This window comes from Pigmentiphaga litoralis (genome assembly GCF_013408655.1).
Classification (GTDB): domain Bacteria; phylum Pseudomonadota; class Gammaproteobacteria; order Burkholderiales; family Burkholderiaceae_B; genus Pigmentiphaga; species Pigmentiphaga litoralis_A.
On sequence record NZ_JACCBP010000001.1, the window covers coordinates 2,451,696 to 2,470,712 of the forward strand.

Below are 19,017 nucleotides of genomic sequence, written 5' to 3' on the forward strand. Positions count from 1 at the left end.
TGCTGCCCCGTCCCGGCTGGGGCGGACGGCAAGTGGCCGGATTGTCGATCCCTTGTCTTGCCCGCCGGTGCAGGTTATGTGGAGACTGTGTGGAGAGGCCCCAGCCAGAGAAATGTTGTCGCGAAGGCGATAACAAGGCGGATAATCGGCGCAAAACAAGACTCGACAAACAGCCCGCCCATGACCAACCCCGACGCTTCCCATCTCAACCGGCTGGTCCTCGTTGTCGAAGACGAAGGCAGTCTTGCCGACATCCTGGTCGCCTATCTGCAGCGCGATGGCCTGCGGACGCAACATGCCGACAATGGCCTGACCGCCTTGCAGAACTTCCGGCAGAACCGGCCCGACATCGTGTTGCTGGACATCCGGCTGCCGGGCATCGATGGCGTCGATGTGCTGAAAACCATCCGCGCCGAAAGCGATACCCCGGTCATCATGGTGACCGCCATGGCCGACGACGTGGACAAGCTGGTCAGCCTGCGTATGGGCGCCGACGACTACGTCGTCAAACCCTTCAATCCCGCCGAAGTCGTGGCGCGCGTGCGGGCGGTCCTGCGGCGCACTGCGGCGGCGGGGCAGCAGCGGCCGTCCATGCTGCGCGTCGGACGCCTGCAGATCGATCGATCAGCCCACGCCGCGTCGGTGCGCGACGATGACGGCACGACCCGGCCCCTGCCGCTGACCCTGACCGAATACAAGCTGCTCGAAACGATGGCGAACCAGCCGCGGCGCTGCTTCACGCGGTCCGACCTGGTGGAGGCCTGCCTGCCGGAAAGCGACGCGCTGGACCGGGTCATCGACTCGCATCTGAGCAAGCTGCGCCGCAAGCTGGAAGTGGGCGGCTGCGGCGACATGATCGACACCGTGCGCGGCATCGGATACCGGCTGTGGCCCGAGTCCTAGACCGCATCTGGGTCCGCTTCGGCCTCTACATGGCCGGCACCATCGTCGTGACCTTCGGCCTGGTGATGGGCAGCCTGCTGCTGTATTCCGAGCTTCAGGAAGGATGGCTGCATCGCAGCCTGCCGAAGACCGCGTCGGCCGAACTGGCCCGGATCGAAGAAGTGGAAGACCGCAACTCGGCGCGCTTTGACGAAATCCTTCGCGAACATGGCCGCAACAGTATCTGGCTGGACGAGACCTGGCTGCTATTCATGGCCCTGCTGCTCTGCCTGCCGGCCGGTCTGGCCGCGGGCTTCTGGCTGTCACGGGTGGTGACGCAGCCGCTCAATTCAATTGCGCAAGCGGCCAATCGGGTGGCGCTTGGGGACCTGGGCGTACGCGCGCAACCCGTCCGGCAGCGCGGCGAACTGGCCGAGCTGGTGCGCGACTTCAATCTGATGACGGACTCGCTGGAAAACCTGGAGCGGGAACGACGGGCCACGGCGGCCGCGATCTCGCATGAATTGCGCACGCCACTGGCCGTGCTGCGCGCCCGCCTGTATGCGATCTACGACGATGTGATTCCCGGAACGCCGCAGGAACTGCGGCGGCTATTGGATCAGGTCGAGCACCTGGGCAGGCTGGTCGACGACGTGCATACCCTGTCGCTGGCGGACGCGGGCCGGCTGTCCCTGCATCGCAGCGATATCGACCTGAGCGCGGCCTGCGCGCAGTTGCTGTCGACCTATGCCGGCCGCATCGCCGATCACAACGTACGCGCGGAATACCGGACCGACATCGTGCCGGTCCACGCGAACGCCGACCCGGACCGGATCAACCAGATCCTGTCCAACCTGATAGAAAATGCGTTGCGGTATGCGGCCAGCGGCGAGTGGCTGGAAATCGCGGTGCATCGGCACGACGACAAGGCCGTGCTGACCGTGACCGATCGTGGCCCCGGTCTGCCCGAAGATGTGGTGGCGCATCTGTTCGAGCGCTTTCACCGCACCGATCTGTCGCGATCGCGAGAGACCGGCGGGTCGGGACTGGGCCTGGCCATCGTGCAGACCCTCGTCATCCAACAAGGCGGCCAAGTGACTGCAGAACGGCCGGCCGAGGGCGGCACCCGTTTCCGGGTAGCCCTGCCGGCGGCCTGAGGGAAAAAAGGACCCCGAGGGCCCTCGGGCTCACCCCAGCGCCGGGTAGTCCACGTAGCCTTCCGCGGTCGGTGCGTAGAAGGTTTCGGGCTTGGGCGCGTTCAGTTCGGCCTTCAGTTCGAAACGCTTCGGCAGATCGGGATTGGCGATGAACAGCTGACCGAATGCAACCGCGTCGGCTTCACCGGCGTCCAGCGTGCGCTGGGCGTCTTCTTGCGTGAACTTTTCGTTGGCCACATAGATGCCGCCGAAGGCTTCCTTCAGTTGCGGGCCAAGACGCGGCGAGTCCAGCGATTCGCGAGCGCAGATGAACGCGATCTTGCGCTTGCCGAGTTCGCGGGCCACATAGCCGAAGGTTGCACCCAGGTTCGAGTCGCTGGTGTCGTGCGAGTCGCTGCGCGGCGCAAGGTGCATGCCGACACGCGAAGCGCCCCACACGTCGATGCACGCATCGGTGATTTCCAGCATCAGGCGGGCGCGGTTTTCGACCGAGCCACCGTAGGCGTCGATGCGCTTGTTCACGCCGTCCTGCAGGAACTGGTCGAGCAGGTAGCCGTTGGCGCCGTGGATCTCGACACCATCAAAACCGGCGCGCTTGGCGTTTTCGGCGCCCTTGCGGAATGCCGCCACGACACCCGGGATCTCGTCGATCGACAGTTCACGCGGGGTCACGTATTCCTTCTTGGGACGGACCAGGCTGACGTGGCCGGCTGGCGCAATGGCGCTGGGGCCGACGGGCAGTTCGCCATTCAGGAAGATGGGGTCCGAAATGCGGCCCACGTGCCACAGCTGCAGGAAGATGGTGCCGCCCTTGGCATGCACGGCGTCGGTGATCTGCTTCCAGCCTTCCACCTGCTCGTCGGACCAGATGCCCGGGGTGTCGGCATACCCCACGCCCTGCGGCGTGACGGCGGTGGCTTCGGACAGGATCAGTCCGGCGCTGGAACGTTGCTCGTAGTACTGCTTCATCAGGGCGTTGGGGACGCGACCTTCGCCGACGGCGCGCGAGCGGGTCAGCGGCGCCATGAAAATGCGGTTGCGCAAGGTCAGGTCACCAACGGTGATCGGGTCGAACAGGGTAGGCATGAGGTATCCAGTAAAAACGCGGCGATCAGAAATCGCTGTTCATGTGGTCAAGGAACGCCTGGATGACAGGTTCATTCCGCTTGAAAAAGACCCATTGGCCAACGCGTCGCGAGGTCACCAGTTCGGCGCGCAACAGCGCCGCCAGGTGAACCGAAACGGTCGACTGCGACAGGCCCGTGCGATCGTCGATCATGCCGGCACACACGCCGAATTCCAGCGGATGTTCCTGCGTTGCGAAGTACGCTTCGGGCGTCTTGAGCCAAGCCAGGATCTGTCTCCGGACCGGGTTGGCCAGCGCCTTGTGGATGGCGTCGATGTCCATGGGTGTCAGCAAAGTAAATATCGGGAAAACACAAACCTAATATCGATACTTTACGATATTGGCCGGCGCAACGCCAGCTGGCGTTGGTAAGCAAGCTTATCTGCCCGGCGCCGTCCAGCCGCCGCCCATGGCGCGATACAGGTCGACTTCGGCCGTCAGCAGGTTGGTGCGGATCTGCAGCAGGCTGACTTCGGCCGTGTTGAGCGTGCGCTGCGCGTCCAGCGCTTCCAGGTACGACGCGTAGCCATTGCGCTGCCGGTTGACCGCAATCCGCAGGGCTTCGGCGGCGGCGGCACGCCGTTCGGCCACCTGCACTTCCTGCTCGCGCAAGCGTTCCACGGCAACCAGCCCGTTGTTGCTTTCGGAAAAGGCATTGCGCACGGTCGACTCGTAGGCAAACACTGCCTGGTCGCGCACGGCCGCCGACACCTCGGTCTGTGCCCGCAGCCGCCCGCCTTCGAACAGGGGCGCGAGCACGCTGCCGCCGATCGACCACAAGGTGAAGGGGTTGTTCAACAGCTGGTCGAGCGTGAAGCCTTGCACACCGGCGGTCGCGGTCAGGCGCAAGGACGGCAGCAGTTGATCGCGCGCGGCGCGCAGACTGGCGTCGGCCGCCACCACGGCGCGTTCCGCCTGAAAGATATCGGGGCGGCGGCGCAGCAGTTCGGACGGCAGGCCATCGGGCAGCGGCGGCATCCGGATGTCGCCCAGCGCGGGGCCGCGCGGGATCGGACCCGGATTGGCGCCGATCAGGATGCTGAGGGCGTTTTCCTGCTGCTGGATGGCGCGTTGCAGCTGCGGAATGGTCTCGGCCGTGGCGCGGTATTCGGACTGCGCCTGCAGCCATTCCAGGCGCGAGCTGTAGCCGGTCTCGAACTGCCGGCGCGCAAAATCCAGCGAGCGCTGGCGCGTTTCCAGTGTGGCCTGCGCCAGCGCCAATTGCGCATCCTGGCCACGCAGGGTCAGGTAGCCGGACGCAGCGGACGCGGCCACCGACAGGGCTGCCGCATCGGCGGCGGCCTGACGCGCTTCGGCGTCGGCAAACGCCGCCTCGGTCAGCCGGGCGATGCGGCCCCATACGTCGACTTCATAGGCTGCCTGCACGCCTGCCTGATAGACCGTCAGTTCCCGATCGACACCCAGTGCACTGAGCGATCGGGCGCGCGACGGCGACACCGACAGGTCCAGCGTCGGGTAGCGCGCGGCCTGCGCGATCCGCAGCCGCGCCTGAAATTCTTCCATGCGCGAGCGGGCCACCCGCAGGTCGCCATTGCCTGCCAGGGCCCTATCCACCAGCGCGTTCAACGCCGGGTCACCAAACGCCGTCCACCATGCCGCTTCGATCGGCGCTGAAGGGCCGACGCGGGTGCGCCAATCAGCGGGCACCTGAAGGGTCGATGCCGGCGGCGGTTGCGGCGGCGCGGTGCAGGCAGACAGGAGCGTGGCCAGCGCGGCGATGACGGTGGCGGTCAGGGCGGCGGACACAGCGGCGGACACCGTGGCCGGGCCGGTACTTTCAAGGCTACCCCGCATCACCGCGGCGCCTCCGTTTCGACCGGGACGCTGGCCGTGTCGATGCTGGCGACCACCGACATGCCGGGCCGCAGCCGGTCGGCCAGCGGCTGGTCCGGATCGATGCGGATGCGCACCGGGATGCGCTGCGCGATCTTCACGAAGTTGCCCGTCGCGTTGTCGGCTGCCAGCACGCTGAACTCCGACCCCGTGGCCGGCGATATGCGTTCGACATGCCCGGTCAGCTTCGCCCGATTCAAGGCGTCGATCTGCAGCGTGGCGGCCTGCCCCAGCCGCACCTGCGCCATCTGCGTTTCCTTCAGATTGGCAATCACCCAGACCTGTTCGGGCACCAGCGCCATCAGTTGCGCGCCCGAGTTCACATAGGCGCCCTGCCGCACCAGCACCTGGCCAAGCAGGCCATCCCGCGGCGCGACGATGCGGGTGTTGGACAGGTCGATCTCGGCCAGTTGCACGGCGGCCTGCGCGGCTTCCACCGCAGCCTCCAGCGACCCGCGATTGACGACCACGGTTTCGCGATCCTGGCGCGAAATTTCCAGCGCCGCCCTTGCCTGCTCTGCCGCGGCCGCGGCCTGCGCGTGCGCCGCACGGGTCTGGTCGCGTTCGCGCAATGACAGGGAACCATCCGACACCAGTTCTTCGACCCGGCGCAGATCCGCGGTGGAACGTGCCGCCTGCGCGTCGGCATTCGCAATGGCCGCGCGATTCTGCGCAATGACGGCATCGGCGCGGCGGCGCTGCTGTAGCGCGTTGGCCAGCGCGGCTTTCTGCGCTGACAGTTGCGCCAGCGCCTGGTCCAGGCGCTGTTTGTAGATGCGGTCATCGATCCGCACCAGCAGGTCGCCGGCCTTGACGCGCTGGAAGTCCTGCACCCGCACCTCGGCCACGTAGCCGCTCAGTTGCGGGCCGATCAGCGTGACCTGCCCGCGTACATAGGCGTTCTCGGTGCTTTGCACGCCGCTTGTGAATGGCGGAAGCCGCCATGCATACAGAACGATCAGTACACCGATGATCGCGATGCCCGCGAAAAGAGACAGCGACAGCGCCCGGCGGCCACTGAACCGGCGCGCAGGCGGTGGCGGGGGGGCAGCAGCGGCGGGCGGTATCGCGGAAGGCGGGGCGGGTGTGCTCATGGTGGGTGGAAAGCCAGGTACGGGATCAGTCGGCATTGCCGATCGGCGCAACCGCCATGCCGGCTTCGGCATCGGGAGGGGGCGGCCGGCGGGGCGTGACGGGGGACGATGGCGCTGCCGCGGCCACCGTGGCCGCCACGGGCGCAGGGGCATAGCGGTTGATCAGCAATCGCACCATGGCCCAGATCAGGGTGCCGATCGCAATACACGCGATCAGCAGGAATACATCGTTATAGGCCAGCACGTTGGCCTCGCGCGTGGCAGCGGCGCCGAGCGACACCACCGCTTCGGCATCACGCAGGGCCGGGTCGGCCAGCACCCCCGACGTGGCGCCCGCGCTGCCCTGTATCCGCGCAGCCACCAGCGGGTTCTGCAGCGTCAACGACTCGACCAGAATGCTCGAGTGGAATTTTTCGCGCACGATCTGGAACGTGCCCAGCAGCGCTGCACCCAGCAGGCCGCCCAGGTTCTGGGCCATGCCGAACAGCACCGAAAAGCTGATCAGGTTGCGCGGCTCGGCAATGACGCCGCTCATGCCGCTGAGCATGGCCGCGCCCAGAAAGAAGGTGCCGCCAAAGCCGAGCAGGAACTGGCTCACATACATGTTCGCCGGCCGGGTCAGGTTGGTGGCATGCGCATCGATCAGTGCACCGATAGTCATCAGGATCAACGACACGACAATGGGCATGGCGATCCGTTTCGGATGGATCGTCATTGCGCTGGCGGCCAGTCCGGCCACGGACCCAAGCAGCACCACACCGAACAGCCCCTGCATCTGGTCATTCGCCATGCCGAGCGCGGTCAGGAAACCGACGGCCCCGGTGGCCTGTTCCGACAGCACGATACGGATCAGCGTGATCGCCACGCCCAGCCGGATGATGCTTGCACTCGTCAACCATCGGGTGTTCAGCAAGGGGCGCGCGCGATGATGCTCGACCGCAAAGCCCGCCGTGATCAGCACGATGGCGCCGGCCAGCGCCCACCCCAGCCACGCCGTCTCGGTCCACCAGCCGAAGCGGCCCAGTGACAGCACCGCGCAGAGCAACGCGACGCCCGGTGCGAATAGGCTGAAGGTCAGGAAATCCAGGGGCTCGAAGGTCTTGATCCGGTCGCCGGGCGGCAGCTTGAGCGCCAGCACGCAGGCCAGTGACAGCAGGGCCAGCCCCAGCTCGAACAAATACAGCCCCCGCCACTCGCCAAACTCCAGCAGCTCCGACGAAAAGATGCGGGCCAGGGGCAGCGCCAGTTGCGAGAACCCCAGTCCCAGCACCAGCCCTTTCAGCCGGTGTTTGGCGGGAAAGGCCTGCAGCGTGTAATACAGACCGAGCGACGTCAGTGCGGCGCCGACCATGCCGTGCGCCGCCCGCACCGCGATGGCGGACCCCAGGTCGTTCACGAAAAGGTGAGCGAACGTCACCAGGGCGTACAACAGCAGGAAGGCTTCGGTGAACAGGCGCAGGCCGAACTGCTGGCGAAACTTCACAAGCAGGATGTTCATCGACACATTGGTCATGACATAGGCGGCCGGCAGCCAGGCCATTTCTGACGCATAGGCGCCCAGGGAGCCCTGCAGATTCAGCAGGTTGGCCGTCACCAGCGCATTGCCCAGGCCACCCGTCATCGCCACGATGAACCCCACGATCGCATAGGCCGCGCGCTTGGGCGGGGAATGCAGCGGACTCGATGGCGAGCCCGGCAGCATGGGCCGTTCGTGCGGCAGCCAGTCTCTGGGGGCGTAAGGGTTGGTCGAGGCCATGCAGTCGATGGGTCAGGTAACGGTGCAGGGGAACACAGCGGCAGGCCCTGTATTACGCCAGATAATCCCGGCGGCCATCCACCGCGGGCCATAACCGCTTGCATAACTTTGTAGCAGTTCGTGTCGCGCCCCTGGCACGGCTGTGCTCTGATGCAGGGTGGCCTCTGCTTCCGCTGCGGCCGCCTTATCGGATAAACGTATGAAACGCCACCTGCTGCTTCTTCTTGCCCTGACCCTGTCGGGCGCCGCCCATGCAGAAACCGTGGGCGAGGTCGACACCGTCTTCAAGTTCATCGGTCCCGATCACAAGATCGTGGTCGAAGCCTACGACGACCCCAAGGTGCAAGGCGTGACCTGCTACGTGTCGCGCGCCAAGACCGGCGGCGTGAAGGGCGCACTGGGCCTGGCCGAAGACAAGGCCGAGGCGTCCATCGCATGCCGTCAGGTCGGCCCGATCGCCTTCCGCGGCACCCTGCCAAAACAGGAAGAAGTGTTCAACGAACGCCTGTCCATCCTGTTCAAGAAGCTGCGTGTGGTGCGCATGGTCGACGCGTCGCGCAGCACGCTGGTCTACCTGACGTATTCGGATCGGGTCATTGAAGGTTCACCCCAGAACGGCGTTACCGCCGTGCCGGTCGACCGCGCCACCCCCATCCCCGTCAAGTAAGCCTTGCCTGTGCAGCCCGCCGACACCGCGCCGCTCTCCCCTTCCGCTGCCGACGACCTGAAGCGCCAGCAACTGCGGCGCATGCAGTGGATTGCCACGGGCATGTTCTTCGTGGTCACCGCAATCTATGCGGCGGCAACGGTGCTGGACACACGGCATCCGGCATGGAGTTATGTGGCCGCCTTTGCCGAAGCGGCCATGGTCGGTGCGATTGCCGACTGGTTCGCGGTGACGGCGCTGTTCCGTCATCCGCTGGGCCTGCGCTTCATCCCGCATACGGCGATCATTCCGCGCAACAAGGCGCGCATTGCCGACAACCTGGGCGCGTTCGTGCAAGGCGAGTTCTTTGCGCATGAGCGCATCGCGGCCATGGTGCAATCGCTGGACCCCGCCAGCCGCCTGGCCGCCTGGCTGGCCGTGCCGGCCAATGCGGGCGTGCTGGCCGACACCGTGCGCCAGGCCTTGCTGCTTGCGCTGAAAGCCCTGGATGACCGCGCGGTGCGGCAGTTCCTGGACCGCAATCTGTCGAATCTGTTTCGCGAACTGGACCTGTCGGCGCTCAGCGGCAAGGTGCTGCAGGCCCTGACCCACGAAGGCCGCCACCAGGCCATTCTGGATCAATTGCTGAAAAGCCTGAACCAGTTCATCAGCCAGCCCGAGATCAAGGAAAGCCTGGTCGATCAGCTGGCGACCAAGGTGCCGCTGTATTTTGACAAGATCAAGGCGTCCACGGCACGCTATCTGCTGGAACGTGCGCTGGACTCGGTGCGCGAGCTGCTGATCGCGGTGGACGAGAACCCGGAACATCCGCTGCGCATCCGGTTCGACGCGTCGATTGCCAGCTTCGCGACGCGGCTGGAAGACGATCCGGAACTCAAGGCGACCATTCGTCAGTACCAGGAACAGATGGCCGCCAATCCGGCACTGCGGCGCTACGTCGAAGGCCTCTGGACGGACTTCAAGGCCTGGATCGAACGGGACCTGGCGGCGGAACATTCGCGGCTGCACGGCCGCGTGACGTCGGTGCTGGTGCATGCCGGCGCGACCCTGTCCGCAGACGCGGCCATGCGCAACTGGATCAACACGCAGCTGATGGCGCGGGTCCCGGGCGTGCTGGACCGCCTGCGGCCCCGCATCGGTGCGCTGATCTCGGACAAGGTCAAGGAATGGAAAGATGAAGAAGTGGTCGACAAGGTCGAACTGAACATCGGCAAGGATCTGCAGTACATCCGCATCAATGGAACATTGGTGGGTGGGCTGGTGGGACTTCTCATCCACGCCGTGACGGTATGGCTGCGCTGATCCCTTGCCATCATCCGACAAGGAGGACGTGATGGAATATGAACTCTGGTATTGGGACGGCATTCCCGGCCGCGGCGAATTCGTGCGGCTGGCGCTGGAAGGCGCGGGCATTCCGTACGTGGAGCGCGCGCGTGGGCCCGACGTCGACGACAACGCATTGGTCGATGACATGGCGCGCGACCGGCCGCATCCGCCGTTTGCGCCGCCCTATCTGGTTGCCGGTCAGCTCACCATCGCGCAGACCGCCAACATCCTGCTGTTCCTGGGCGAAAAGCACGGGTTGGCGCCTACCGATACGGCCGGCAAGCTGTGGGTCAACCAGCTGCAATTGACGATCGCGGATATGGTTGCGGAAGTCCACGATGTGCACCACCCTATCGACTCGTCGATGTATTACGAAGACCAGCAGCCCGAAGCCAAACGCAAGGCCTACAGCTTTCGCCGCAACCGCATCCCCAAATACCTGGGCTATTTCGAACGCGTGCTGGAAGCCCAGGGCGACTGGCTGGCGGGCGGCACGGACTGGACCTATGCCGACCTGTCGCTGTTCATTCTGGTGGATGGCCTGAAGTTCGCCTTTCCGAAACGGCTGGCGCACGTCGGCAAGAATTATCCGCGCGTGATGGCCCTGCACCGCAAGGTCGCGGAACTGGACGCCTTGCAGGACTACTTCAAGAGCGACCGCCGCCTGCCCTACGGCGACGGCATTTTCCGCCACTACCCGGAACTCGACGAAGCGTAAGCTTTGTCGCGACGCGCTAGCGCGCCGGCATGTCCTTCTCGGTGTAGACCAGTTCGCTGCGCGCGTCCGCAGGGATCGGGCCGAAAGTGTCGGCCCATGCCGCGGCCTGCGCCTGCATGGCCGCAAGCCGTGCCGGATCGCGCTGCGCCAGATTCGCGCGTTCCCGCTCGTCCACCGACAGGTCGAACAGATAGCGGTTGCCGTCCACCTCAAGGTATTTCCAGTCCCCCTCGCGCACCGCCTGTTGCGACCGATGATTCATGCGCCAATACATGGGCCGGTCGAACACCTGATCCGGCCTGCGCAGCACGGGCCACATCGACACGCCATCCAGCGGATAGTCCGGGTGCGGGGCCACGCCGGCAATATCCAGCATCGTCGCCGTCCAGTCCATCGTCATGCAATGCTGGGTGCAGACCTCGCCTTCCGGGAGCTTGCCTGCCCACTGCACGATGTAGGGCACACGAATCCCGCCTTCGGTCAGATCCATCTTGCCGCCCACCAGCGGCCACGTGTCCGAAAACCGCTCGCCCCCGTTGTCGCTGGTAAAGATGACGACGGTGTCGTCGGCCAGGCCCAGGTCATCCAGCGCCTGCAGCACCCGGCCGCAGCCTTCGTCCAGCGCCTTGATCATCTCGCCATACACGTGCACCGACCCGCCATCCAGGTGCCGGATGTCGGTATCGACGTGCGCGTTCGGACCGCCCTGCGCGCGCGGCTCCCACGGCCAATGCGGCGCGGTGTAGTGCAGGCTCAGCAGAAAAGGCTTGCGATCGCCGGCGCGGGTCGCCAGGTAATCGACGGCTTCGTCCGTCAGCAGATCGGTCAGGTAATGGCCGTCGTAATGCGCCGGTTCACCGTTCTTGACGAGGTCGTGCTTGCCCATGCGGTCCACGTGGCTGAAGTAGCTCACCCCGCCCGACAGCGGACCGATGTGGTAGTCGTAGCCGCTTTTCTGCGGACCGAAATGCGGGGGGTAGCCCAGGTGCCATTTGCCGATCAGCGCGGTGTGATATCCCGCGTCGCGCAGCAAGGACGGCAGGGTCGGATGGCCTGGCGGCATGCCGATCTCGGTGCTGCCGCGAAAGCGCCCGGTCATGGGTTCTTCGGCCGCGCCGCGCAGCCGGTACTGATAGCGCCCGGTGATCAGGCCAAAACGCGTCGGCGAACACACCGGCGAATTCGAATAGCCCTGCGTGAAGCGCACGCCGCGCGCGGCCATCCGGTCCAGGTTGGGCGACACCGGCTTGCGGCCGCCGTAGCAGCCCAGGTCCGCATAGCCGAGGTCATCGGCCAGAATGAAAATGAAGTTGGTCATGCTGTTCCGCTTCAGTCCACCGACATGCCGCTGGACTTGATGATCTTGAGGTACCGGTCGCGGGTGGCCGACAGCTCGCGCGTGGCCGCGTCGCCGCGCAGGTTCATGGGGCTGATATCCATCGTGCGCAGCCGCTCCTGGATGTCCGGAGCCGCCAGCGCCGTGGTGATCGCGCCTTCGAGTTTATCGACGATGGCCTGCGGCGTGCCACTCGGCGCCATCACCGTGTAGATCACGTCCTGGCGCACGTCGGGGTAGCCCAGCTCGGCCGTGGTCGGCACGTTCGGCAGCAGCGGCGACCGCGCGCGCCCCGTGACGGCCAGCGGCGTGACCGTGCCGGCCTGCACCTGCTGGATCAGGCCCGAGGCCGCCAGCGCCGCGGCCTGCACCTCGCCCGACACCAGCGCCAGCACGGCCGGCGCATTGCCGCGATACGGCACATGCGTGATCTTCAGGCCGGTCGCCTGCGCCAGCATCGCCCCGCTCAAATGGCCGGGCGAACCATTGCCGGCCGAACTGAAGCTGACGGGATCCGTGCGGCCCTTGGCCACCAGATCCTTGAGCGTGCTCACCTGCACCTTCGGGCTGACCGCGATCAGCATGTTCGACGACCCGAACAAGGTGACCGGCTTGAGCTGGTCCAGCTTGAAGCCCAGGTTGGGATACAGGCCCGGGTTCACGGTAAAGGTGGAATCCAGTCCGACCAGCAGCGTGTAGCCGTCGGGCGCGGCAGTTGCCACCGATGCTGCGCCGATGTTGCCGCCGCTGCCCGTCTTGTTTTCGACCACGAATGGCTGCTTGAATTGCAGCGCCAGCTTTTCGCCGATCAGGCGCGCCATGATGTCCAGCGGGCCGCCCGCCGTGAAGTTGACGACGAGCTTGACGGGCTTGTCGGGATACTCGGCCCGCGCCGGCGCACTTGCGCCCAGGGTGCAGGCCAGGGCGACCGACGTGGCGGCCAGGAATCGCGACGGGTGATGAAGCATGGCAAACTCTCCTCCGATAGACGTGACTTGCAGGTCGAGTACCTGCCTCACTGTGCGCCGATCATATCGGCCCCGGGCCGGCAGCAGGTTGACGGTTACGCCAGACAATTGAGCGATAGGAAATCTCTTGAGGTTCTTCGACCCCCGGCTGCGGCTGCGCCATCTGCAATGCCTGATCGCCCTGGCGAGTCATCGCAGTGTGCTGAAGGCCGCCGACGCCCTGTCATTGACTCCGTCGGCCGTGTCCAAGTCGCTGTCGGAACTGGAAGACATCACGGGCGAGATCCTGTTCCTGCGCTATCGCAAGGGGCTGGAACTGACCGCGGCGGGCCATACCCTGCTGCGCCATGCCGCCCAGGCCATGGGCATGCTGCAAGACGGTTTCGATCAGCTTGGGTCCGGCAACAAGGCGCCGGAACACCTGCGGATCGGCGTGCTGCCCACGGCTGAAACCGCCCTGGTCCCGCTGTCCATCATTGACCTGCAGGCGCGCTATCCCGACGTGCTGGTCACGGCCCACAACGGCGCCAACCCCGAATTGCTGATGCGATTGCGCCTGGGGGAACTCGACCTGGTGCTCGGCCGTATTGCCGAACCCAGCCAGATGGTCGGCATTGCCTTCGAGCATCTGTATTCGGAACCGATGGTGCTGGTGGTGCGGGCCGGACATCCGCTGCTCGCGCAACACGAGGTGGCGCCTGCCGACCTGGCTGCCTACCCGATGGTGTTGCCGACGCCCGGCACCTTCATCCGCGCCGCCGCCGACACCTTCTTTACCAGCAATGGCATCGCGCCGTCGGCACGCTGCACCGAGACGCTGTCATCGAGCGTGGCCGGCGCGCTGATGCGCGAGAGCGATGCGGTGTGGTTCAGCCCCGAAGGCATCGTTGCGCATGACGTTTCAAGCGGACGGGCGGCCGTGCTGCGCATCGATACCCGCGGCACCACGGCCTCGGTCGGGTTGTCGACGATGGGCGCCACGCCGCCCGGCCCGGCCGTGCAGGCCTTCATGGATATCGTGCGGCACCGGGCAGCGGGCAAGGGTTAGGGGCGGGTCAGGCCTGCTTGCGCCAGAGCGCCGCGCCGCCCCGGATGCCCGCGTCGTTCGACCCGACCTTGACGTTGTCGGGCAGCGTGATGGTCAGCTCGCGCGCATTGCCGCCGCCGATATGGATGCGATCCGCATGCAGCAAGGTATGCAGGATGGGCAGCACCCGCGCCATGCGCGAATTCCAGCGGCGCTTGCCGATCCGCTCGAACGCCGCGTTGCCCACGTATTCATCATAGGTACGGTCCTTGTGGACCGGGTGATGCCCCAGTTCCATGTGCGGCATCAGGTCGCCGTCACGGAACAGCGCGCTGCCAAAACCGGTGCCCAGGGTGATCACCAGCTCGACCCCCTTGCCTTCGATCAGGGCGAAGCCCTGCATGTCGGCATCGTTCAGCAACCGCGCCGGATGGCCCCCAAGGCGTTCCGACAAGGTGTCGGCCAGCGGAAAGCCGTACCAGATGTCCTTGCCCAGGTTTGCCGCGGTCAGGACCTTGCCATCGCGCACCACACCGGGGAAGCCGATCGAAATGCGGTCGTAGGCCGGCAGATCCTTGACCAGATTCACGATGGCCTCGACCACCACTTTCGGCTTGGCCGGCTTGGGAGTGTCGATACGCACGCGCCCGGTCTGCATGACGCCGTCCTCGTCGATCACGTCGGCCTTGATGCCGCTGCCGCCAATGTCGATCGCCAAAATTCCGGGCTTCATCGTGTCTCCTGCCTGCGTGTGGTTGAGCGGGGAGTGTGACATGCAGACCGGTTGACGACCGCAACGAGCTGTAAAACCCGTCTGGGGAATCGACGCCGTTCCGCGGCAGCGGCGCGACGCGCTACAGTCATTGCAACAACCACTCGTGGAGTTCACCCCGTGATCACCCTTTACACCTGGACCACCCCCAACGGCCGCAAGGCGTCCATCATGCTCGAAGAACTGGGCTGGAAGTACGAGGTCAAGCCGATCAACATCGGCAAGAATGAACAGTTCACTGACGAATTCCTGGCGATCGCACCCAACAACAAGATCCCGGCGATTGTCGACCATGACGCCGAAGGCGGCCCGCTGTCGATCTTTGAAAGCGGCGCGATCCTGACCTACCTGGCCGAAAAAAGCGGCCAGTTCCTGCCCGCCTCGGGCCCCGGCCGCTACAAGGTGCTGGAATGGCTGCACTGGCAGATCGGCGGCTTGGGCCCCATGCTGGGCCAGCTTGGCTACTTTGGCGTGCGTGCGGAAGAAAAGACCCCGGCGGCCATCGAACGTTTTACCGAAGAATCCGATCGCCTGCTGACGGTCATGGACACGCAGCTGCAGCGCCATCCGTACCTGGCGGGGGACGAGTATTCGATCGCCGACATCTCGTGCTACGCCTGGACCGTGGCGGCCACCACCTTCCTGGGCAAGGTGCTGGGCGACCGGCTCGACAGCAAGGAAGCGTTGCACCGCTGGCTGGAAACGCTGGGCGATCGCCCTGCCGTGCAGCGTGGAATGAAGATCCCCGGCTGATCAATCGATCAGCCCAGCTCACTCCATCCCAAGCATGTGCGCCAGGCTCTTGCCTGGCTTTTCCGCAATCAGGTTGATGCGGTTTTCCAGCACCAGCAGGTGGGCTTCCATGGCGCGGACCGCGCCTTCGGCATCGCGCGCGGCAATGCAATCGACCACCGCCTGATGCTCGTCGTGTTCGCATGACGCGTTGCCCGGCGGTTCGAACAGGGCCACCACCAGCGAACACCGCGACACCAGTTCGCCCAGATAGCGCTGCAGGATCGAGTTGCGCGACAGTTCCGCCAGGCGCAGATGGAAGCTGCTGGCCAGCCGCGCCCATTCCGTCTGCTTGTAGCGGTGCATGGCATGGTGTTCTTCTTTCAGCTGCCGGCGCAGCGCGGTCAGATCGGCCTTGGTCGCGTGCTCGACCACCAGCGGCATGATCGCCGCTTCGAGCGCGCGGCGGGCTTCGAACAGCTTGCCCACTTCTTCGCGAGACGGCATGGCCACGATCGCGCCCCGGTTCGGACGCAATTCAACGATGTGATCGTGCGCCAGCTTTTGCAGCACCTTCTGCACCAGCGTGCGGCCGACACCGAACAACTCGCACAGCGCGGCCTCGGGCAGTTTGGTGCCCGGCGTCAGCCGCTGGCTCATCACGCTATCGACCACCGCCTGGTAGATGCGAGTCTCGATGGCGTCGCCGGTATCGGCGTTGTCGATGCCCAGCGATTCGTCATTGTCGGCAGGCCGCGCCGGCCCGACGGTCGGACGCACCTTGGGACGGCCGCGCGGCCGGGAAGCGGAAGGAAGAGAGGACATCCGCTTATTTTGCCACCGCGGCCGACCCGGTGCCTGACGACAGGTTGACATCCGCAACGATCGCCGCGGCGTCCCCCTCGTCGCCTGCACCGGCGCCGAGGCAACCCAGCTGCCGTCCCAGGCGGACCGCGATCCGGATCAGCGCCAGGTCGCTGCCCTTGGGACCCATCAGAGACACGCCCACCGGCAGGCCCCCTTCCCCGATGAAGGGCAGATTGACTTGTGGCAGTCCCGACAGGCCCGCAATGCAGGTGATCCGGAAGGTGCGCGTGCGAACGGTGTCGACGACATCGGGCGCGGCGTCGCGTTTCAAGGCTTCGCTCGATGCCGAAGGCAGCACCGCAATGCCGTCGTCACCCAGCAACCTGTTCATGCGGTCCACGATCGCGGCCTTGCGGGCAAACGCGGGCTCGGCGGCCGTCGGCGTCACGGTGCTGGCGAACTTCCATCGCGATGCGATCGCGTCACCAAATACCGGCTGGGCCGACGTGATCCACGCACCTTGCGCCTGCCAGGCATCGAAGGCCGATGCCGTCACGTAGGTCATGCGCCAGGACTCGAGGCCCTCGTCCGCAACCCGCACGTCCTCGGCGTTCGCAGGCGTCTTCGCCTGCCCCAGCATCGCCGCCAGCGCGTCGGTCACTTTCGCGATCGGCCCTGCAAACACGGCATCGGCCTCGTCGCACGCGTCCGCCAGGCGCAGCACGCGATGAAATGCCAGCGGCGCGGCCGGCATCAGCACGTCCGCCACCTGCTCGAAAACCATGGCGCTTGACGCAAGCCAGGTGGCGGTATCGAACTGCGGCGCCATCGGCACCAGCCCTGCCGACGACAAGGCGCCCTGCGACGTGCGCAGGCCCCACAGTCCGCAGTAGCTGGCCGGCACCCTTGTCGACCCGCCGGTGTCCGTGCCCAGCGCAAAGTCACATAAGCCCGCCGCCACGGCCGCCGCCGACCCGCTGGACGATCCACCCGGCACCCGGTCCGGCGCGCGGGCATTGATGGGCGTGCCGTAATGCGCGTTGTCACCGGCAATGCTGTAGGCCAGTTCGTCGGTCAAGGTCTTGCCGACCAAGGTCGCGCCCGCATCCAGCAGCTTCTGGACGACAGGGCTGGTCGCGGTCGCGGCATCATGGGTGGCCAGCCAGGTCGGATTGCCCGCGCCGGTCACGTGGCCCGCCACGTCGTACAGATCCTTGGCCGCAAACCGCAGGCCGGCCAAGGGGCCGTGCGCCGCGCCGTCGATCACGAAACGGCCATGCGGCACCCAGGCGCCCACGGTGTCGTGGATGGGAAAATCGTCGTTCATGGGCGGGCTCCGTGCAGGGCAGATTCTGGGAAAGGGGAAGTCGAAGCCGGCAACACCGCATCGACGTGATCGCAGATGGCGCCGGGGGTCGTGAACCAGATCTCGCCGCGGTCGCGGGCGCGGGCCAGGTGTTCCAGCGCGCGCCGCAGGTGCCGCAAGCGATAGGGCTGGCCCACCAGATAGGGATGCAAGGCAATGCCCATCACCAGCGATTCGCGGCGCGATTGATGCAGCATCTCGTCGAAGTTGTCGACGATCATGCCCGTAAAGTCCTTGGCGTCCATCTGCCGCGCAATGATCATCGGGATGTCGTTCAATTCCTGTGGATAGGGAATGGCCCACAGCGGCTGCCCGCCCCGCGTACGCATGCGGGTCGGCTGATCGTCATGGCACCAGTTCAGGGTGTAGCGATAGCCGGTCTCGGCCAGCAGGTCGGGGGTCACCGCCGACTCGGCGATCCACGGCGACAGCCACCCGGCCGGCGCGCCCGCGCCGCTGGCGGCGATACGATCGCGGCAGTGCTGCAGCAAGGCGCGTTCGTCGGCTTCCGCCATCGCGCCCTGGTGCACCGAGTTGGTATGGCCATGGCCGATCAATTCGTCGCCGCGCGCCACGCACGCGGCGATCACGTCGGGGCAGTGATCGAAGATCGCGGTGTTCGCGATCACGCCTGAAGGCAAGCCCAGATCGTCGAACAATTCCAGGCAGCGCCACACGCCGACGCGGTTCCCGTATTCGCGCCAAGAATAATTGAGCACATCCGGTTCGCCCAGCGCCGGGCCGATCCGCGCGCCCATGCCTTCGCCAAACGCAAAGTGTTCGATGTTGAAGCCCAGGTAAACCGCCAGCCGCGCGCCGTTGGGCCACCGGTAGTCAGCACGCTGATGAATCGGCGAATAGTCGAAGCGGTCATGCACGGTCAGCGGGCCATGCGCGGGCGCGGCGTGGACCAAGGCGCCATTCGGAAACGTGTTCGATGCCGTCATAGCGCCGCCAGTCCTGCACGCACCATCAGCCATTCGGCGCTGTCGTTCCACACGTCCATCTGCACGATCAGGCCGTCCTTGATCACATAGCGGTCCACGTACCGGTTGCCTTCGAAGGGCGTGCCATCCAGCCATTCGCCATACAGCGTGCCGCGGTTATAGACCACCGCATGCGCATCGGTTGCGCCTGCCACGACCTCGGTCGCCTCGAAGCGTTTCTTGACCCACTTGTAGCGGCTGGCATTGAAGGCCGCGCATTCGGCCGGGTCGCGCATGGCGCGGCCGCCGGTGAACCGGATCGCCAGATCGGGCGCAACGAATCGCCGCGCGCCCTCGGGATCCGGCTTCATCAGGATGGTCAGATAGGTGTCGACGAGGACTGCCGGGTCCTGGACCTCGGGTGTCGATGATGGTGCGCCATGCATGCTTTTCTCCTTTTTCCGCACCGTAACCGTGCATTTATTGGTGCGGATCAGTTTATT

General features: G+C 65.8%; 19 protein-coding genes. 7 read left to right on the forward strand and 12 right to left on the reverse strand.

What is annotated here, in order from left to right; all coding sequences use genetic code 11:
* Positions 1 to 180 precede the first annotated feature (180 nt).
* Together HD883_RS10985 and HD883_RS10990 are read left to right on the forward strand one after the other, a co-directional pair.
* Positions 181 to 903: a response regulator gene (locus HD883_RS10985; RefSeq protein ID WP_179585603.1), complete on the forward strand. Its 723-nt coding sequence runs from the start codon at positions 181 to 183 to the stop codon at positions 901 to 903.
* Positions 888 to 2,039: a sensor histidine kinase gene (locus HD883_RS10990; RefSeq protein WP_179585601.1), complete on the forward strand. Its 1,152-nt coding sequence runs from the start codon at positions 888 to 890 to the stop codon at positions 2,037 to 2,039. The genes HD883_RS10985 and HD883_RS10990 overlap by 16 nt, the downstream gene beginning before the upstream one ends.
* 30 nt (positions 2,040 to 2,069) lie before the next feature.
* Here the strand turns inward: HD883_RS10990 and HD883_RS10995 are convergent, their stop codons facing one another.
* The 5 genes from HD883_RS10995 to HD883_RS11015 form a co-directional block, all read right to left on the reverse strand.
* Positions 2,070 to 3,125 carry an alkene reductase gene (locus HD883_RS10995; RefSeq protein ID WP_179585599.1) on the reverse strand — a complete coding sequence of 352 codons (1,056 nt, stop codon included), beginning with the start codon at positions 3,123 to 3,125 and terminating at the stop codon, positions 2,070 to 2,072.
* 25 nt (positions 3,126 to 3,150) lie between these two features.
* Positions 3,151 to 3,447, reverse strand: coding sequence for an ArsR/SmtB family transcription factor (locus HD883_RS11000; protein WP_179585597.1), 297 nt, complete (start codon positions 3,445 to 3,447; stop codon positions 3,151 to 3,153).
* Between the two features lie 96 nt (positions 3,448 to 3,543).
* The gene (locus HD883_RS11005) at positions 3,544 to 4,980 is read right to left on the reverse strand and encodes an efflux transporter outer membrane subunit (RefSeq protein WP_179585595.1); all 1,437 of its coding nucleotides are present in this window, start codon (positions 4,978 to 4,980) and stop codon (positions 3,544 to 3,546) included.
* Positions 4,980 to 6,113, reverse strand: coding sequence for an HlyD family secretion protein (locus tag HD883_RS11010; protein ID WP_179585593.1), 1,134 nt, complete (start codon positions 6,111 to 6,113; stop codon positions 4,980 to 4,982). Before HD883_RS11010 ends, HD883_RS11005 begins: the two co-directional genes overlap by 1 nt.
* A gap of 25 nt (positions 6,114 to 6,138) precedes the next feature.
* On the reverse strand, positions 6,139 to 7,869 hold the full coding sequence (locus tag HD883_RS11015) for an MFS transporter (RefSeq protein WP_179585591.1): 1,731 nt from the start codon (positions 7,867 to 7,869) through the stop codon (positions 6,139 to 6,141).
* A gap of 199 nt (positions 7,870 to 8,068) precedes the next feature.
* Here HD883_RS11015 and HD883_RS11020 point away from each other — a divergent pair, with 199 nt between their 5' ends.
* Genes HD883_RS11020 through HD883_RS11030 form a run of 3 tightly spaced genes read left to right on the forward strand, consistent with a single transcriptional unit; the run spans position 8,069 to position 10,580 of the window.
* Positions 8,069 to 8,536, forward strand: a complete 468-nt coding sequence (locus HD883_RS11020) for a CreA family protein (protein WP_179585589.1) — start codon at positions 8,069 to 8,071, stop codon at positions 8,534 to 8,536.
* A gap of 9 nt (positions 8,537 to 8,545) precedes the next feature.
* Positions 8,546 to 9,838 carry a DUF445 domain-containing protein gene (locus tag HD883_RS11025; protein ID WP_373563430.1) on the forward strand — a complete coding sequence of 431 codons (1,293 nt, stop codon included), beginning with the start codon at positions 8,546 to 8,548 and terminating at the stop codon, positions 9,836 to 9,838.
* 31 nt (positions 9,839 to 9,869) lie between these two features.
* Complete coding sequence (locus HD883_RS11030; RefSeq protein ID WP_179585585.1) at positions 9,870 to 10,580, forward strand: glutathione S-transferase; 711 nt, start codon at positions 9,870 to 9,872, stop codon at positions 10,578 to 10,580.
* A gap of 16 nt (positions 10,581 to 10,596) precedes the next feature.
* Here the strand turns inward: HD883_RS11030 and HD883_RS11035 are convergent, their stop codons facing one another.
* Both HD883_RS11035 and HD883_RS11040 read right to left on the reverse strand, forming a co-directional pair.
* Positions 10,597 to 11,898: a sulfatase-like hydrolase/transferase gene (locus HD883_RS11035; protein ID WP_179585583.1), complete on the reverse strand. Its 1,302-nt coding sequence runs from the start codon at positions 11,896 to 11,898 to the stop codon at positions 10,597 to 10,599.
* Positions 11,899 to 11,909: 11 nt separating this feature from the next.
* On the reverse strand, positions 11,910 to 12,884 hold the full coding sequence (locus HD883_RS11040) for a Bug family tripartite tricarboxylate transporter substrate binding protein (RefSeq protein ID WP_179585581.1): 975 nt from the start codon (positions 12,882 to 12,884) through the stop codon (positions 11,910 to 11,912).
* Between the two features lie 127 nt (positions 12,885 to 13,011).
* Between HD883_RS11040 and HD883_RS11045 the strand changes: the two genes are divergently transcribed.
* Positions 13,012 to 13,932, forward strand: a complete 921-nt coding sequence (locus HD883_RS11045; RefSeq protein ID WP_179585579.1) for a LysR substrate-binding domain-containing protein — start codon at positions 13,012 to 13,014, stop codon at positions 13,930 to 13,932.
* A gap of 7 nt (positions 13,933 to 13,939) precedes the next feature.
* Here the strand turns inward: HD883_RS11045 and HD883_RS11050 are convergent, their stop codons facing one another.
* Positions 13,940 to 14,644: an ROK family protein gene (locus HD883_RS11050; RefSeq protein WP_179585577.1), complete on the reverse strand. Its 705-nt coding sequence runs from the start codon at positions 14,642 to 14,644 to the stop codon at positions 13,940 to 13,942.
* Between the two features lie 159 nt (positions 14,645 to 14,803).
* Between HD883_RS11050 and HD883_RS11055 the strand changes: the two genes are divergently transcribed.
* The gene (locus HD883_RS11055) at positions 14,804 to 15,436 is read left to right on the forward strand and encodes a glutathione S-transferase N-terminal domain-containing protein (protein ID WP_179585575.1); all 633 of its coding nucleotides are present in this window, start codon (positions 14,804 to 14,806) and stop codon (positions 15,434 to 15,436) included.
* Positions 15,437 to 15,454: 18 nt separating this feature from the next.
* On the opposite strand, the gene HD883_RS11060 is transcribed toward HD883_RS11055, so the two are convergent.
* From HD883_RS11060 to HD883_RS11075, 4 genes are read right to left on the reverse strand one after another with little or no spacing between them, the layout of a single operon-like run.
* The gene (locus HD883_RS11060) at positions 15,455 to 16,240 is read right to left on the reverse strand and encodes a GntR family transcriptional regulator (RefSeq protein WP_179585573.1); all 786 of its coding nucleotides are present in this window, start codon (positions 16,238 to 16,240) and stop codon (positions 15,455 to 15,457) included.
* A gap of 4 nt (positions 16,241 to 16,244) precedes the next feature.
* Positions 16,245 to 17,549, reverse strand: coding sequence for an amidase (locus HD883_RS11065; RefSeq protein WP_179585571.1), 1,305 nt, complete (start codon positions 17,547 to 17,549; stop codon positions 16,245 to 16,247).
* Positions 17,546 to 18,535, reverse strand: coding sequence for a polysaccharide deacetylase family protein (locus HD883_RS11070; RefSeq protein ID WP_257022140.1), 990 nt, complete (start codon positions 18,533 to 18,535; stop codon positions 17,546 to 17,548). The genes HD883_RS11065 and HD883_RS11070 overlap by 4 nt, the downstream gene beginning before the upstream one ends.
* Positions 18,532 to 18,960 (reverse strand): nuclear transport factor 2 family protein, encoded by a 429-nt coding sequence (locus tag HD883_RS11075; RefSeq protein WP_179585569.1) that lies wholly within the window; start codon positions 18,958 to 18,960, stop codon positions 18,532 to 18,534. Before HD883_RS11075 ends, HD883_RS11070 begins: the two co-directional genes overlap by 4 nt.
* Between the last annotated feature and the right edge of the window lie 57 nt (positions 18,961 to 19,017).